18 protein-coding genes are annotated in these 15,023 nt (G+C 59.6%); 8 read left to right on the top strand and 10 right to left on the bottom strand.

Annotation, left to right across the window (positions count from 1 at the left end):
• Positions 1-24: 24 nt before the first annotated feature.
• The gene (gene earP / locus ICA16_RS08965) at positions 25-1,167 is read right to left on the bottom strand and encodes an elongation factor P maturation arginine rhamnosyltransferase EarP (RefSeq protein WP_210553955.1); all 1,143 of its coding nucleotides are present in this window, start codon (positions 1,165-1,167) and stop codon (positions 25-27) included.
• Positions 1,168-1,291: 124 nt separating this feature from the next.
• Here earP and ICA16_RS08960 point away from each other — a divergent pair, with 124 nt between their 5' ends.
• Positions 1,292-1,699 carry a hypothetical protein gene (locus tag ICA16_RS08960; protein ID WP_150615936.1) on the top strand — a complete coding sequence of 136 codons (408 nt, stop codon included), beginning with the start codon at positions 1,292-1,294 and terminating at the stop codon, positions 1,697-1,699.
• Between the two features lie 2 nt (positions 1,700-1,701).
• Positions 1,702-2,184 carry a GreA/GreB family elongation factor gene (locus ICA16_RS08955; protein ID WP_150593146.1) on the top strand — a complete coding sequence of 161 codons (483 nt, stop codon included), beginning with the start codon at positions 1,702-1,704 and terminating at the stop codon, positions 2,182-2,184.
• 9 nt (positions 2,185-2,193) lie between these two features.
• Here ICA16_RS08955 and cysB read toward each other — a convergent pair whose 3' ends face one another.
• The 5 genes from cysB to ICA16_RS08930 form a co-directional block, all read right to left on the bottom strand.
• Positions 2,194-3,168, bottom strand: coding sequence for an HTH-type transcriptional regulator CysB (cysB, locus tag ICA16_RS08950; RefSeq protein ID WP_042560273.1), 975 nt, complete (start codon positions 3,166-3,168; stop codon positions 2,194-2,196).
• A gap of 113 nt (positions 3,169-3,281) precedes the next feature.
• Positions 3,282-3,785, bottom strand: a complete 504-nt coding sequence (locus ICA16_RS08945) for a universal stress protein (RefSeq protein ID WP_210700411.1) — start codon at positions 3,783-3,785, stop codon at positions 3,282-3,284.
• A 97-nt stretch (positions 3,786-3,882) separates the two neighbouring features.
• The gene (locus tag ICA16_RS08940) at positions 3,883-4,788 is read right to left on the bottom strand and encodes a 5'-nucleotidase (protein ID WP_150603346.1); all 906 of its coding nucleotides are present in this window, start codon (positions 4,786-4,788) and stop codon (positions 3,883-3,885) included.
• 30 nt (positions 4,789-4,818) lie between these two features.
• Complete coding sequence (locus ICA16_RS08935) at positions 4,819-5,772, bottom strand: putative 2-dehydropantoate 2-reductase (RefSeq protein ID WP_210700410.1); 954 nt, start codon at positions 5,770-5,772, stop codon at positions 4,819-4,821.
• Positions 5,773-6,159, bottom strand: coding sequence for a thioredoxin family protein (locus ICA16_RS08930; RefSeq protein WP_047302379.1), 387 nt, complete (start codon positions 6,157-6,159; stop codon positions 5,773-5,775).
• Between ICA16_RS08930 and ICA16_RS08925 the strand changes: the two genes are divergently transcribed.
• Together ICA16_RS08925 and ICA16_RS08920 are read left to right on the top strand one after the other, a co-directional pair.
• A complete protein-coding gene (locus ICA16_RS08925; RefSeq protein ID WP_150603344.1) occupies positions 6,158-6,601 on the top strand; it encodes a PilZ domain-containing protein in 444 nt (147 codons plus the stop codon). The genes ICA16_RS08930 and ICA16_RS08925 overlap by 2 nt on opposite strands.
• 130 nt (positions 6,602-6,731) lie before the next feature.
• Positions 6,732-7,808 carry a 3-deoxy-7-phosphoheptulonate synthase gene (locus ICA16_RS08920; RefSeq protein WP_042560279.1) on the top strand — a complete coding sequence of 359 codons (1,077 nt, stop codon included), beginning with the start codon at positions 6,732-6,734 and terminating at the stop codon, positions 7,806-7,808.
• A 59-nt stretch (positions 7,809-7,867) separates the two neighbouring features.
• Here the strand turns inward: ICA16_RS08920 and ICA16_RS08915 are convergent, their stop codons facing one another.
• Complete coding sequence (locus ICA16_RS08915) at positions 7,868-8,149, bottom strand: GNAT family N-acetyltransferase (protein ID WP_003226804.1); 282 nt, start codon at positions 8,147-8,149, stop codon at positions 7,868-7,870.
• A gap of 636 nt (positions 8,150-8,785) precedes the next feature.
• On the opposite strand from ICA16_RS08915, the gene oprI reads away from it, so the two are divergent.
• Positions 8,786-9,037: an outer membrane lipoprotei OprI gene (gene oprI / locus ICA16_RS08910; RefSeq protein ID WP_003183784.1), complete on the top strand. Its 252-nt coding sequence runs from the start codon at positions 8,786-8,788 to the stop codon at positions 9,035-9,037.
• 122 nt (positions 9,038-9,159) lie between these two features.
• Here the strand turns inward: oprI and ICA16_RS08905 are convergent, their stop codons facing one another.
• The 3 genes from ICA16_RS08905 to ICA16_RS08895 form a co-directional block, all read right to left on the bottom strand.
• Positions 9,160-10,131: a L,D-transpeptidase family protein gene (locus ICA16_RS08905; protein WP_210700409.1), complete on the bottom strand. Its 972-nt coding sequence runs from the start codon at positions 10,129-10,131 to the stop codon at positions 9,160-9,162.
• A gap of 202 nt (positions 10,132-10,333) precedes the next feature.
• Positions 10,334-10,627 (bottom strand): hypothetical protein, encoded by a 294-nt coding sequence (locus tag ICA16_RS08900; protein ID WP_007908575.1) that lies wholly within the window; start codon positions 10,625-10,627, stop codon positions 10,334-10,336.
• Positions 10,628-10,684: 57 nt separating this feature from the next.
• A complete protein-coding gene (locus tag ICA16_RS08895) occupies positions 10,685-11,290 on the bottom strand; it encodes an arylesterase (protein WP_047599834.1) in 606 nt (201 codons plus the stop codon).
• A 10-nt stretch (positions 11,291-11,300) separates the two neighbouring features.
• On the opposite strand from ICA16_RS08895, the gene ICA16_RS08890 reads away from it, so the two are divergent.
• From ICA16_RS08890 to greB, 3 genes are read left to right on the top strand one after another with little or no spacing between them, the layout of a single operon-like run.
• Positions 11,301-11,984 carry an ABC transporter ATP-binding protein gene (locus tag ICA16_RS08890; RefSeq protein WP_150603341.1) on the top strand — a complete coding sequence of 228 codons (684 nt, stop codon included), beginning with the start codon at positions 11,301-11,303 and terminating at the stop codon, positions 11,982-11,984.
• Positions 11,984-14,488, top strand: coding sequence for an ABC transporter permease (locus ICA16_RS08885; RefSeq protein ID WP_210553959.1), 2,505 nt, complete (start codon positions 11,984-11,986; stop codon positions 14,486-14,488). The genes ICA16_RS08890 and ICA16_RS08885 overlap by 1 nt, the downstream gene beginning before the upstream one ends.
• 34 nt (positions 14,489-14,522) lie before the next feature.
• Positions 14,523-15,020 (top strand): transcription elongation factor GreB, encoded by a 498-nt coding sequence (gene greB, locus ICA16_RS08880; protein WP_025113125.1) that lies wholly within the window; start codon positions 14,523-14,525, stop codon positions 15,018-15,020.
• Positions 15,021-15,023: the final 3 nt, after the last annotated feature.

Below are 15,023 nucleotides of genomic sequence, written 5' to 3'. Positions count from 1 at the left end.
ATTTACATAAATCTAGGCCGCGTATCATATCCAATTTAGGTAAAACTGTACCAGCGCTGCGGCAAGATCGGCCTGCAAGCCTTGTTCCAGACACCATGTCTCGGCATTTTCCTGCAGTTCTGGCCAGTGTTTACGGGCGCTGAGCCATTGATCGCCAATTGGCTGACCCGCACTCCACGCCTGCCATAGACCGTTCATCGCCTGCGCCGCTGCGGGCGAGAGGCCTTTCGTATACAGGGCAAGGAAGGCGTCGAGCTTGTCCAGATGGATGTCTTCGTCCTGCTGATAGATGTGCCACAGCATCGGCCGCCCCGCCCACTGCGCCCGGACGAATGAGTCCTCACCGCGCACCGCGTTGAAATCGCAGCACCAGAGCAAGTGATCGTATTGATCCTGACGAACGAACGGCAGCACCTGCACGGTCAGCGCCTGACGCACCTCTATCGCCCCGACGGTCAAGGTTTCCACGCCGAGCCAGCGCGCAACGTCACCGAGAATCCGCCCTTCCGGCACCAGCAAATGCGTGGGCGTCGCGCCAGCCGCCAGCACGTCGAGCCAACTGGCCAGTCCAGCGTTCTCGTAGGCAAACAACGAGATCAGTTGTGCATCGGGAGCACGCTCAATGCCCAGACCTTGCAGGAATTGTCGCTGCGCCTGGTCATCGCGCTGAAACTGCCGACGCTGTTCGAGCAAGCCTCTTTCGCGCAGCAGTCCACCAGTGCCGGGGCGGAACCCCGGGAAGAAGAAGATTTTCTGCACCGACTTGTATTTGACCGACGGCAGGCCGTGGCAGCCGGTGACCCAGTCTTCGGCGCTGAGATAGTCGAGGTTCAGCCACAACGGCGGCTTCTCCCGCTCGGCCATGACGTCCATGTAAGCACTCGGTAACTGGCAGGCGAACGCTGCGATCACCACGTCAGCGGCGTCGATGGGCAACCACTCGCTCGGCCAGTGCCGCACCTCTACACCTTGCTGCCATTGTTGCGCGGCGTTGATATCGATCTCTGGGCAAATACGTTCGAACGCACGCAGATCATCAACCCACAGCCGCACGGCCAGCGAATGTTCGGCCACCAATTGCCTGGCCAGACGCCAGGTCACGCCGATGTCGCCGTAGTTGTCGACGACGGTGCAAAAAATATCCCAGCGGGTATTCAGTGACGGCATTCAAGACTCCCGTTGGCAAAAGCACCGATTGTCCGCATTAATGAGCGAATGCAGAAGAGCCGACGGCGATTAATCTTCGTGCGACAATCGCCACTTGCCCGCAACCATCCGCCAGGAGGCAGCCATGCCCTATCGTCCCAACCCGCGTCGCCCCTTGCCTGTTCAGCTTAGCGCGCTGCAATTGACCGGCAGTATTGCCTTGGGCCTGTGGCTGGGTTTCCTCGCGATTGCGCTGACCTGCTGGCTGCTCTCGCGTTTTGTGTTCAATGAACAATTGGCGCCGGTGGCCCAGGCAGTTCAGCAACTGGCCACTCCACCCGTGGTGCAACCGGTGCCGGACATTGCGCCGCAGAGTCCGCTGTTCGATCAGTACGAAGAAAACCTGCGCAAGAACGAGCAACAGAATCGTCTGGATCAGGCACGCGACAGCCGCCGCAATCTGTCGAACCCCAAATGTCAGTTCTGGTTGCAACAGGACCAAACCGCGCCAAGCGAAAAAAGCCGCGCCAACGTTTTGCAATTCTGCGATTGATCATGAACAAACACAGCGTCCACCAACTGATCCTCGACAAGCTGCGCATCGACCTCGATATAGCCGAACGCGCCGCGCAAACCGCTTACGAAACCGCGACCCACGAAGAGAACATCGCCGAGAACAAGTACGACACGCTTGGACTTGAGGCGTCTTATCTGGCGGCGGGGCAAGCGAAACGTGTCGAGGAAATCCGTCAGTCACTGGCGCTGTGCCAGAACCTGACGCTGCGCGCCTATGACGAAAACCGTGGCATCGAGGTCGGCGCCCTGCTCGGTCTGGAAGACGAAAAGGGTCGCGAGCAATGGCTGTTCCTGGCACCGGATGCGGCAGGCCTGAAAATCGATGTGGTGGGTCAGCCGATTACCGTCATCACGCCGCGCTCGCCGCTGGGCAAAAGCCTGCTGGGCAAGTTCGAGGGTGATGAGGTAGAGATTCTGGTGGCGGGCACCCGGCAACAATTTGCTGTTACCGAGGTGCTCTGAAGCAGTGGATCAGTGGACCGGCAGTTCGACGCCGTCGAACAGCTCTTCCAGTTCCTGCTTGTTGTGGCACGCGATGGCTTTTGCCATTACTTCGCGGGTCAGGTGCGGGGCAAACTTCTCGATGAAGTCGCACATGAAACCACGCAGGAAAGTGCCGCGACGGAAACCGATCTTGGTGACGCTCGATTCGAACAACTCGCTGGCATCCAGTACCACCAGGTCGCTGTCGAGTTTGGTGTCGACCGCCATTTTGGCGACGATGCCCACGCCCAGGCCCAGACGCACATAGGTTTTGATCACGTCGGCGTCGGCAGCGGTGAACACCACTTTCGGCGTCAGACCACGATGGCTGAAGGCTTCGTCGAGTTTCGAACGGCCGGTGAAACCGAACACGTAAGTCACGATCGGGTATTCGGCCAGCGCTTCCAGAGTGAGCTTCGGCAGCTTGGTCAGCGGGTGGCCCTGTGGCACGACTACGCAGCGGTTCCAGCGGTAGCAAGGCATCATCACCAGATCGCCGAACAGTTCCAGCGCTTCGGTGGCGATGGCGAAATCGACGGTGCCGTCAGCCGCCATTTCGGCGATCTGCATCGGCGAGCCCTGGTGCATGTGCAGCGCCACATCCGGGTATTGCTTGATGAAGTTGCTGATCACCGGCGGCAGTGCATAACGTGCCTGAGTGTGAGTGGTGGCGATCGACAGGGTGCCTTTCTTCTCGTTGGAGAATTCCTGAGCGATCTGCTTGATGCTTTCAACCTTGCGCAGAATCTCACCGGCGGTGGTGATGATGCGCTCGCCGGCAGGGGTGACGCGGGTCAGGTGCTTGCCGCTGCGGGCAAACACTTCAACGCCGAGTTCGTCTTCCAGCAGTCGGATTTGCTTACTGATGCCCGGTTGCGAGGTGTAAAGGCTTTGGGCTGTAGCGGAAACGTTGAGGTCGTGGTGCGCCACTTCCCAGATGTAGCGCAATTGTTGAAGCTTCATATGTATCCCTCAAAGCAGATAGACGCCACGGGCATCAGCGACGGTATATAACTATATTAATGGTTTGAAGAATAAATCTAGAACTTTTTTGTCAAAGTGCCATTATTCCCGCTTCAGCGATCTTCGCGTCGCCGCCGCTCCACCAACGGCACCAGATAGACCGGCACCTTGGCCAGCTGCAGGACCCGCGCCGCCGTGCGCCCCAACGGCGTTTCCGCGCCCACCCCGTGGCTGTGACTTCCTACGATCAGCAAATCGACAGAGAGTTTCTGCGCCTGGTCGAGAATCACATGCGACGGATCGCCCTGCACCACGCGCACTGCACGAATCCGCTGCAAATCCTGCTCGCCCTCTTCGCCAAGCTCTTCGCGAAAACTCTCCAGCACGCGCTGCTCGATATTGGCGATGACTGTTTTCAGACCCTGGCTATGAAATTCGTTCAGCGACTGCTCGTCGAGATAACTCTGCAACACCGATTCGGCGAACAGCCCCATCGGTTCCACCGCGTGCACTACATACAGATCGGCATTGAACGTTCGCGCCAACGCCAGGGCATGCTGCATGACGAAGGGTGCGTACAGACCGAGGTCAGTGGCATACAGCATCGAACGAATCATATGACCTCCTCGCAAGCCAACATGGCGGAGATTTGATTCAGCTTAGCAGTGCCTTGGCGAGTACGACGGGCAACGCAACGTCTTGAAGCACAGGGCTTTAGATCGACGGCTCGTTGCTGATGCCATGCGGCACATGGCCGGTGGCGACCACTTCACGGGCCAGTTCGCAATGACCGGCCTGATCGTCGAAGAATACGTCGGCGGCAAACGCTTCGAGGAACGCCGATTTGGTCAGGCCACCGAGAAACAATGATTCGTCGAGGCGGATGTCCCATTCACGCAACGTACGAATCACCCGCTCATGGGCCGGTGCCGAACGCGCGGTGACCAGCGCCGTGCGGATCGGACAGTCGTCGTCAGGGAACTCGCGTTGCAACAGGTTGAGCGCCGCCAGAAAGCCCTTGAACGGCCCGCCGCGCAATGGCTCGCGCGCCGATTCGCGCTCCTTGGCCTGAAAGGCTTCGAGCCCACCGGACTGATAAACCCGCTCCGACTCGTCGGAAAAAATCACCGCGTCACCGTCGAAAGCGATGCGCAATTCGTCGCTGGCGGCGCGGCTGGCGCCTCCGGACAAAATCGTTGCCGCAGCGAAACCGGCATCCAGCGCCGAGCGTACGTCTTCGGCGTGCGTGGAGAGAAACAGGTCGCAACCAAACGCTTTGAGGTAGGGATAAGGACTGCGCCCACCGACGAACGCCGCGCGAGAAATGGCCAAACCATAATGGTGAATCGAATTGAAGACGCGCAATCCGGTGTCTGCGCTGTTGCGCGACACCAGAATCACCTCGACACGCGCACGGCCGAGGCGACTGTTCAGGCTCAGGAGTTTCTCCACCAGCGGGAAAGCATCGCCGGGGGCAAGAATTTCGTCTTCGTGTTCGATCTGATATTGCCGGTAGGCTTCGACGCCGCTCGACAGGTAGACCTTGTGGCTCTCGCTCAGGTCGAACAAGGCACGCGACGAAATCGCCAGCACCAGTTTGTCATCGATGTTCTTGGCCATACGTTCCCCCTCCTTGCGCAAAAAACCGACTCACGTGTTGCGTCGGTCAATAAAACTCAATGTTCGATACAGCGCTTCGATGCGCGGCAGTTCACAGCCTGCCGCTTTCGCCGCCGCCAAGGGTCGGGCATAAATCGCTTCAAGTTCCAGCGGGCGCTTGTGCAAAAAGTCGTGGTACATGCTCGGCCAGTAGTCGGGCATTTTTTCGGTCATCGTGAACAGGAAGTCGGCGTAACCGGGCGCCACGTCCTGGCCGCAAGCCTTGGCGCCCTGCACGACCTCGGCCATCAACGCCTGAATCAACGCACGGCTGTCGGCATCGGCCATCAGGGGCGTGGTGCCCGCGCCGAGCAGCACCGAGAGTCCGTTATAGGGAATGTTCCAGACCAGTTTCTGCCAGCGCGCCTGATGCAGATTGGGCATTGCCTGGGAATCAATGCCAGCAACGCGGAACAGTCCGGAGCCCTCCTCGACGATCGCCATACGCGCGCCGTCATCGCTTGCCGGGCCGCTGTGATAACCGACGTTGACTGCGCCGAGTGCCTGATGGGTGATCAGACCCGGGCCGTCGCGATGCACGCAGATCAGGCATAGCCCACCGAGCAAATGCAGTGTGTCAGGCAGCAATTGCCGCAGGCTGTCTTCCACGTCGAGACCGTTTTGCAGCACTAGCACTTTCGCGCCTGGCTTGGCTGCCGCAATGATCGACGGCGCCAGCCCGGCATTGCTGGTGGTCTTGGCGCCGACCAGTAGCCAGTCGCATTTGGGCATGTCTTCGGCCGCAGAATAGGCCTGTACCGGATCGAGCTTCAGCAGACCATGCACCGCACTGTCCACCTGCAAGCCACGTTCGGCGACGGCAGAAAACTCGCTGCGCAACAGAAAGTGCACATCGAACCCCGCCCGCGCCAGCATCAACCCGTAGAACCCGCCAATCGCACCGGTGCCGATAATTCCCACCACCGGTTTGTTGATTGTCCCCATTTATGGCAACTCCTCTGCAATTCGACCCAGTGCCTGCGCCAATGCCGTGTTGAGTGCATCGGCTGTCAGGCGCGTGTGCAATGCGCCAAAGAATTCGCCGTCGCGCACCACAAACAGCGCCGGCAAATGAAAGACCTGATATCGCTCGACCAGACCACCGTTGTTGCCGGCATCGATCCAGCACAGACGATCCACCGCCAGTGCGAACCCCGGCAACACCTCGCGGGCGAAGCGGCAACTGGCGCAGCCGACACTGGTGAAAATCACCAGCGAAACGCCGCTCATCGCCAACAGCCTTTGGTCGGCGTCGAAATCGGTCAGTTCGGATTCGACCACTATACTGGGGGAAACAATGTCAAATGGCTGACACAGGGAGTCTGTGCTCATGGGACGTTTCATTCCTCATCCGGACGAAGTGCCGGTTGAACTGACGTTGCTCAAGCCCGAATGTATTTCCAGGCAACAGCTGCACACTATCAGCCTCGGCGGCATCGCTTGCAATTACCACCGTGCCTGGCGCCATGGCACCGCGCTGCAAGTACGCCTGCCGACTCTCAACGCCGACCTCTGTTTTCCGGGCTATGTGGCGTGGTGTCTGCGCCGTAAAAAAGGTTATCTGGTGGGCATCGCCTTCACCGACGAACAAACGCTGTTCAGTGCACGAATGGGTGAGCAGGTGTGTCAGATTGAACGCTACTGCCGCATCAACGACGCCCACGATGGCCTGCAGAATATTCAAGCGGCGGCCCTGCAATGGGTCGAACAACATGCCGACGAGTTCTCCCACGATAGCGTGAGCAAGGCCTTTACCCTGCCAGTGCTGGATTAAAGCGGCGTTTGCCCATTGTCGAGCAGGCGCGTAACGCGCTAAGGTTCCGCTCCCCGACGCGCTTAAATCCGCTGTGCTCCGCCGCGCGGGGATCGCTGGCGGCCGGCACCCGTGACCTGACGAGTAAACGATGGCTGATTTACCGATCAACGACCTAAACGTCGCCTCTAACGAGACCCTGATCACACCTGATCAGCTCAAGCGTGATATCCCTCTGAGCGACGCTGCCCTGCGCACCGTCACCAAGGGCCGCGAAGTCATTCGCAACATTCTTGATGGCACCGACCACCGTCTGTTCGTAGTGATCGGCCCGTGCTCGATCCACGACATCAAGGCTGCCCACGAATACGCCGAGCGCCTGAAGGTGCTGGCCGCGGAAGTCTCCGATACCTTGTATCTGGTCATGCGCGTGTATTTCGAAAAGCCGCGCACCACCGTCGGCTGGAAAGGCCTGATCAACGATCCGTACCTGGACGACTCGTTCAAGATCCAGGACGGTCTGCACATCGGTCGTCAGCTGCTGCTGGACCTGGCTGAAAAAGGCCTGCCGACCGCGACCGAAGCCCTCGACCCGATCTCCCCGCAGTATTTGCAGGACCTGATCAGCTGGTCGGCCATTGGCGCGCGCACCACCGAATCCCAGACCCACCGTGAAATGGCTTCCGGCCTGTCCTCGGCAGTCGGTTTCAAGAACGGCACCGATGGTGGCCTGACCGTGGCGATCAACGCCTTGCAGTCGGTCTCCAGCCCGCACCGTTTCCTGGGGATCAACCAGGAAGGTGGCGTGTCGATCGTCACCACCAAAGGCAACGCTTACGGTCACGTGGTGCTGCGTGGCGGCAATGGCAAGCCGAACTACGATTCGGTCAGCGTTGCGCTGTGCGAGCAGGCGCTGAACAAGGCGAAGATCAAGCCGAACATCATGGTCGATTGCAGCCACGCCAACTCCAACAAGGATCCGGCCCTGCAACCGCTGGTGATGGAGAACGTCGCCAACCAGATCCTCGAAGGCAACCAGTCGATCATCGGCCTGATGGTCGAGAGTCACTTGAACTGGGGCTGCCAGGCGATTCCGAAGGACCTCGCCGATCTGCAATACGGCGTATCGATCACCGATGCCTGCATCGACTGGTCCGCTACCGAGAACACCCTGCGCAGCATGCACGCCAAGCTCAAGGATGTTCTGCCAAAACGCCAGCGCAGCTGATACGCGTTTTTCAGGCATAAAAAACGCCGGGCATTGCCCGGCGTTTTTTTGTGTGCGATTCAGATCTTTGCGGCGCGGCGCTGATGACGTTCCATGTAACGCTCGACGTACGAGCAGGATGGAATCACCGTGTAGCCCATTTCTTCGGCATATTGCAGCGCGCTTTCGGTCAGCGCCGCCGCAATGCCGCGGCCGCGCAAGGCGTTGGGCACGAACGTGCGATAGATATCCAGGGTCTGTTTCCCCAGATCCATATAGGTCAGGTAGGCACGATGACCGTCCACATTGGTCTCGAACTGATGACCAGCCTGGTCATGGTGGATGGACAACGCCTCGCTCATCACTACTCCTCGCGGGTCTTGGATTCTGACCCCTACCTTACCGATGTTTTTCCGGCGAAGGAACATCTACGCCACCCCGTGCCTGATCGACAGCGAGAAGAGACACACCGATCTCGTACAACCGAGCACCTGATAAATAGTAGGCACCATTGGCAAAATTGCTCAAGGTGCGCTCGTCATCAAGCGGTTGACGGTGTTGGCTCCGATGGACGCAGGTGCGGTTTGGGAGAAGATCTTCCCGGGCCGCTCACCTGAACATTGCCGGATGTTGAGACTTAAGACGTGCGACCTTTTTTAAAGTCACCTCAACATGGATAAAGATAAGCGAAGCAGCACGCAAAATCGGAACAAAAGTGTGGACGAATTCATCTAGAAAGACTTTAGCCAACACTGCAAAAACAACACGCCATGACGGGAACTTTTTCTGATTGACTCGCTCAGCGCGGGGCTTGCAGCTGGATGTTTTTTATACAGCGCAGTTAAAAGTTGCTCGAAAAAGAATCAGCGCCTACAATTTTTTTTGCTTCTTGCTATACGTCAGTTTACTTACTACAAGTAATGGGTAGTATGTACGCCGGCTATTTCCTCAATCGGAGGAGACAGCCACTTAATTGAAAGTCCTTGAAGGGGAACACGATGAACAACGTTCTGAAATTCTCTGCTCTGGCTCTGGCCGCAGTTCTGGCTACCGGTTGCAGCAGCGCATCGAAAGAAACCGAAGCACGTCTGACCGCTACTGAAGACGCAGCTGCTCGCTCCCAGGCTCGTGCAGACGAAGCTTACCGTAAAGCTGATGAAGCTCTGGCTGCTGCTCAAAAAGCACAACAGACTGCTGACGAAGCTAACGAGCGTGCTCTGCGCATGCTGGAAAAAGCTAGCCGCAAGTAATAGTCCTTCGGGATTGTTATCAAGCCGACCCATTTTTTGGGTCGGCTTTTTTGTGCCGGATGCTTTTGTCCGGGCAATAAAAAACCCGCCGACGCTCACGCATCGGCGGGTTTTTTTTGAGCTTACTGCTGTAGATCGATCGGGGCGCTGGAGACCATCGGCGCCGTAGTGCCAGGCGTACCGATTTCGGTTGGCAGGCCATCTTCGGCTGCGACTACATCACGCACCACATCCCAATTCATGCGCAAGTTATTGGTGATGTCTTCACGCTTGAGCATCGCGTTGATCACAGCCGTGTGCTTGTCGACCACTGACGGGTTGCCTTTGTCGTCGATCGGCGTGTGCGCTTCCAGATAGACCTTGCCGCCACTGCGACCGAACTTGTAGGCATCATTGAGGATGCGCACCGAAGTCCCGACCGGCACCATGCCGGCCATTTCCAGCACGTTGTTGTTGAACATGCGGAAGCAACCGTGGCTGGTGCGCATGCCGATGCCGAACTTCTTGTTCGAACCGTGGATCAGGTAGCCCGGCGTGCCCAGGGTGAACTTGAACGGACCCAGCGGGTTGTCAGGACCGGCCGGCACCACGTTTGGCAGCGGATCACCATCAGCAGCGTGTTCAGCCTTGATCGACGCTGGAGGCGTCCAGGTCGGATTAGGAGTTTTGGCGGTGATGGTGGTGTGCGCGATCGGCGACCCCCAGCCCTCACGGCCGATACCCAGCGGGAAGGTGTACACCACGTTCCGGCCTTTCGGGTAGTAGTAGAGGCGGTATTCGGCAAGGTTGATGACGATACCTTCACGCGGGCCCGGCGGCAGAATGAAACGTGTCGGCAGCACGATTTCGGTACCGGCACCTGGCAGCCAGGCATCGATACCCGGGTTGGCCGCGACCATTTCCGAATAGCCCAGATCGTAGGTGGTGCCCAGATCGGCGAAGGTGTCTTCGTACTTGGCTTTGATCACCTGCACCTGGCCGACGATGTCCTCACCGGGTGGTGGCAGGGGAAGCTCCAATGCAGCAACGGGACCGGCCACACACAGGGCGGCAAGTGACAGGCAGCGGGTGACGGCAGGAAAGCGCGGCAACATCCGGAAAATCCTTCGCATGATCATCAAGGGTATAAGAGCGCGATTGTACACTGCACTTTGAATATTCGGGGAGACAGGCCGATAGACCGCGCTGAGTGCGAAAAGATCGTCCGATCGCGGCCCGAGCCTTCGGCAGCTCCCTTATAGAAGACTGCATTCCAAATGTAGGAGCTGCCGAAGGCTGCGATCTTTTGATCTTATCTTAGAGCTCGAAACGCAACTCAGGCCAGATCGGCGAAGTCCCGCGCTTCTGCGACTCAAGAATCGCCCGGCACAGCGAGCACAGGCGCTGGTCCTGAAACACCCGGCGATCCACGCTCGACCAGCGTGGTTGCGCCGGCAGCAGGCTGCCGCACAGAGTGCGATCGGCCGAGCCGCCGAGTTCGAGTTGACGGGTCACCAGATGCACCCGCACTTCCTGGCAGGCGAACAGATCCAGCTGCTCGTCAGGCTCGATCAGTTGATAGGCAAAAAGGGACCAGGCAGAACGCGACATCGGGGCCTCCGATTAAGGGGGCGCCACATTAGCCGAAAGCCTGCCGCTAGAAAAGCCTCAAAGCAGCGGTTTTAGCGTCGGCCAGACATTTTCCAGCAACTTGCCCTGAGCCCCGGCCGCCGGGTGCAGACCATCGGCCTGCATCAGGTCCGGATGGCCGCCCACGCCGTCGAGGAAAAACGGCACCAGCGGGATTTTTTTGTCATCGGCGAGTTTGCCGTAGACCTCGGCGAAAGCATCGGTGTAGCGCTTGCCGTAGTTGGGCGGCAGTTGCATGCCCAGCAGCAGCACCTTCGCGCCGCTTTGCCGCGAGCTGTCGATCATCGCCGCAAGGTTTTGTTGCAATTGCGTTGGCGGCATTCCGCGCAGGCCGTCATTGCCACCCAGTTCGAGGATGACCAGTTCAGGCTTATGCTCTGCAAGCAGCGCGGGCAGCCGCGCCTGGCCTCCGGCACTGGTGTCGCCGCTGATGGAGGCATTGACCACTTTATCGTCGAAACCCTCCTGTTTGAGCCGTTGCTCCAGCAACGACACCCACCCCAAACGGGTATCCAGGCCGAAACCGGCGCTGATACTATCGCCAACGATCAGGACAGTACCCGCCGCTGCGTTCTGGGCCATGCACATCAAGGCCAGGCCAGCACTCAAAAACCATACACGCATCGGATTCTCCATGGGCGCAAGCATTCTCACCGCGAAGAACCTCAGCAAAGTGGTTTCCAGCGCGGAAGGTGAACTGACTATCCTGCACGAACTCAGCCTGGAACTGAACAAGGGCGACAGCCTGGCCATCGTTGGCGCGTCCGGTTCCGGCAAATCCACCCTCCTCGGCCTGCTCGCCGGGCTCGACCTGCCCAGCAGCGGCGAAGTCACGCTGGCCGGCCAGGGCCTGAGCGGTCTCGACGAAGACCAGCGCGCGCGCATCCGTGCCGAGCACGTCGGTTTCGTTTTTCAGTCATTCCAGTTGCTCGACAGTCTCAATGCACTGGAAAACGTCATGCTGCCGCTGGAACTCGATGGCCGCAAAGACGCTCGTGAGCGCGCAACCCAATTGCTGCAACGGGTCGGACTCGGCCAGCGCCTGACGCACTCGCCGCGCCAATTGTCCGGTGGTGAGCAACAACGCGTGGCGATTGCCCGGGCGTTTGCTGCCGAACCTGACGTACTGTTCGCCGATGAACCCACCGGAAACCTCGACAGCCACACCGGCGAGCGCATCAGCGACTTGCTGTTCGAATTGAATAAGGAACGCGGCACCACCCTGGTGCTGGTGACCCACGACGAACGCCTGGCCCATCGCTGCCGGCGTCTGATCCGTCTTGAAGCCGGGCTGTTGGTCGCCCCTCTGGAGCCTTGATGGCACGTCTGCCGCTGTTGCGTCTGTTCAGTCTCGCCATCCGCCAACTGCTGCGCGATGCCCGCGCCGGAGAATTGCGGGTATTGTTCTTCGCCCTCGTCGTGGCGGTGGCGGCGAGTACCGCCATCGGTTATTTCGGCGCTCGCCTCAACGGCGCCATGATGTTGCGTGCCACCGAGTTTCTCGGCGCAGACCTGGTGCTTGAAGGCAGCTCACCGGCTCGTGAGGAGCAGATCAGGAGCGGCACCGAACTGCGCCTGAACCATGCGCAGGTGGTGGAGTTTTCCAGCGTCATCGCCACCGACAACGGCATTCAGTTGTCGAGTATCAAAGCGGTTGATCGCGCTTACCCATTGCGCGGCGAGCTGAAAAGCGCCCCGGCGCCCTTCGCCACTGAAGAGCCCGGCGGCGAACCACAACCGGGCGAAGCCTGGGTCGAGGCACGTCTGCTGACTGCGCTGGATCTGAATATCGGCGACAGCATCGATGTCGGCTCGAAGACATTGAAGCTGACCCGGGTGCTGACCTACGAGCCGGATCGCGCCGGCAACTTCTACAGCCTGACGCCACGGGTGCTGATCAATCTCGACGATCTTGCCGCTACCGCAGTGGTGCAGCCCGGCAGTCGGGTGAGCTACCGCGAACTGTGGCGCGGCGAGCCGCAAGCGCTGGAAACCTATCGACAGTTGATCAAACCGGGGCTCGCGGCGAACCAGCGGATTCAGGATGCCCGCGACGGCAACCGGCAGATTGGTGGCGCGTTGGGCAAAGCCGAGCGCTATCTGAACATGGCCAGTCTGGTCGCGGTGCTGCTGGCCGGGGTGGCCGTCGCTTTGTCAGCAAATCGCTTCGCCAGCCGTCGTTTCGATGCCAGTGCCTTGCTGCGCTGTCTCGGGTTATCACGTCGGGAAACCATGCTGCTGTTCAGTATTCAACTGACGGTGCTGGGGTTGTTCGCCGCCATTGGCGGTGCGCTGCTCGGCTGGTTGGCGCAACTGGGTTTGTTTGCGCTGCTGCATGATCTGTTGCCGAGTGATGTGCCAGCGGGCGGCCTGTTTCCGGCCATCGCCGGGATCGGCACCGGGTTGGTGGCGCTGGCCGGTTTCGCCCTGCCGCCGCTCGCCGCGCTGGGTCGTGTACCGCCATTGCGCGTGTTGCGCCGTGACATGCTGCCGATTCCATCGAGTACCTGGATGGTTTACGGCGCCGCTTTGGGCGCTCTCGGCTTGATCATGTGGCGCCTCAGCCTTGATCTGCTGCTGACGTTCGCACTGCTCGGCGGTGGTATCGTCGCTGCGCTGGTGCTCGGTGGTCTGTTGCTGTTATTGCTGCAAAGCCTGCGGCGGATGCTCGCCCGCGCATCGTTGCCGTGGCGTCTTGGCCTCGGCCAACTGTTGCGCCATCCACTGGCCGCAGCGGGTCAATCGTTGGCGTTCGGCCTGATCCTGTTGTCCATGGCGCTGATCGCGCTGTTGCGTGGCGAACTGCTCGACACCTGGCAAAACCAGCTGCCCAAAAACGCACCGAACTACTTTGCCCTGAATATTTTGCCGGCGGACAAGCAGGCGTTCACCGATCACCTGATCAAGGTGTCCGCGCAAGCGGCGCCGCTGTACCCGGTCGTGCCGGGACGGCTGATCAGCATCAACGGCGACCCGGTGCAGCAAATCGTCAGCAAGGATTCTGCCGGCGACCGCGCGGTACAACGTGACCTGAGCCTTACCTGGGCCGCGGATATGCCCGCCGGCAACAAACTGACTGCCGGAACGTGGTGGACCGAACAGCCAACCGGCGATGTACCGGGCGTGTCAGTGGAGGGCAAAGTTGCCGAGAGCCTCAAGCTCAAACTGGGCGATCACATGGTGTTCAGTGTTGGCGGGGTCAATCGCGAAGCGAAAGTCACCAGTCTGCGCGATATCAACTGGGACAACTTCCAGCCGAACTTCTTCATGATCTTCCAGCCTGGCACATTGAAGGACCTGCCAGCGACCTACCTGACCAGTTTCTATCTGGCCGCGGGTCACGACCAGCAGATCGTCGAACTGTCGCGCGCCTTCCCGGCGGTGACCATTCTTCAGGTCGAAGCCTTGCTTGAACAGCTGCGCAGCATCCTCGCCCAGGTCACCCTGGCGGTGGAATATGTGTTGTTGTTTGTCTTGGCGGCGGGCATGGCCGTGTTGTTTTCCGGGTTGCAAGCGACGCTGGATGAACGCATTCGCCAAGGCGCGCTGCTGCGTGCCTTGGGTGCGGAGCGGCAATTGCTGATCAAGGCTCGGCGCATCGAGTTCGGCCTGCTCGGCGCGGTCAGCGGTTTGCTCGCGGCGATTGGCTCGGAAGTGGTAAGTCTGGTGTTGTATCGCTACGCGTTCGATCTGCCGTGGCATCCGCATCCGTGGCTGCTGGTGCTACCGCTGATTGGCGCAGTGCTGATCGGCGGCGCTGGTGTGTTCGGCACGCGCCGGGCACTCAACGCAAGTCCGCTGACAGTGTTGCGCGAGGGTTGATAGACTCAAGCGCTCGTCACCACAAGAAGTTGCCATGAGCCGTTATCGCCCTCCCCGCACCGCCGGCACCGCGCTGATCACCCCTGAAGGTGAAGCGCGGATGCGCGCCGAATTCCATGAGTTGTGGCACGTGCGCCGCCCGCAAGTGACGCAATCGGTCAGCGAGGCGGCGGCCCAGGGCGATCGCTCGGAAAACGCTGAATACACCTACGGCAAGAAGATGCTGCGCGAAATCGACAGTCGTGTGCGCTTTCTTACCAAACGTCTCGAAGCGCTCAAGGTAGTCAGCGAAAAACCCAGCGATCCGAACAAGGTCTACTTCGGCGCCTGGGTCACCATCGAGGACGAAGACGGCAAGCAATCGCGCTACCGCATCGTTGGCCCGGATGAACTGGATCTGAAACTGGGTTTAATCAGCATTGATTCGCCGTTGGCCCGAGCCTTGATTGGCAAGGCGCTGGATGCCGAAGTGCGTGTGCAAACTCCGACCGGCGAACAATGCGTTTACATCGTGGCGATCGATTACCCGTGAGCG

Source organism: Pseudomonas anatoliensis (genome assembly GCF_017976235.1).
Classification (GTDB): domain Bacteria; phylum Pseudomonadota; class Gammaproteobacteria; order Pseudomonadales; family Pseudomonadaceae; genus Aquipseudomonas; species Aquipseudomonas anatoliensis.
The sequence above is the reverse complement of the archived record's forward strand: the minus strand, read 5'-3'. Positions and strand labels throughout refer to the sequence as shown.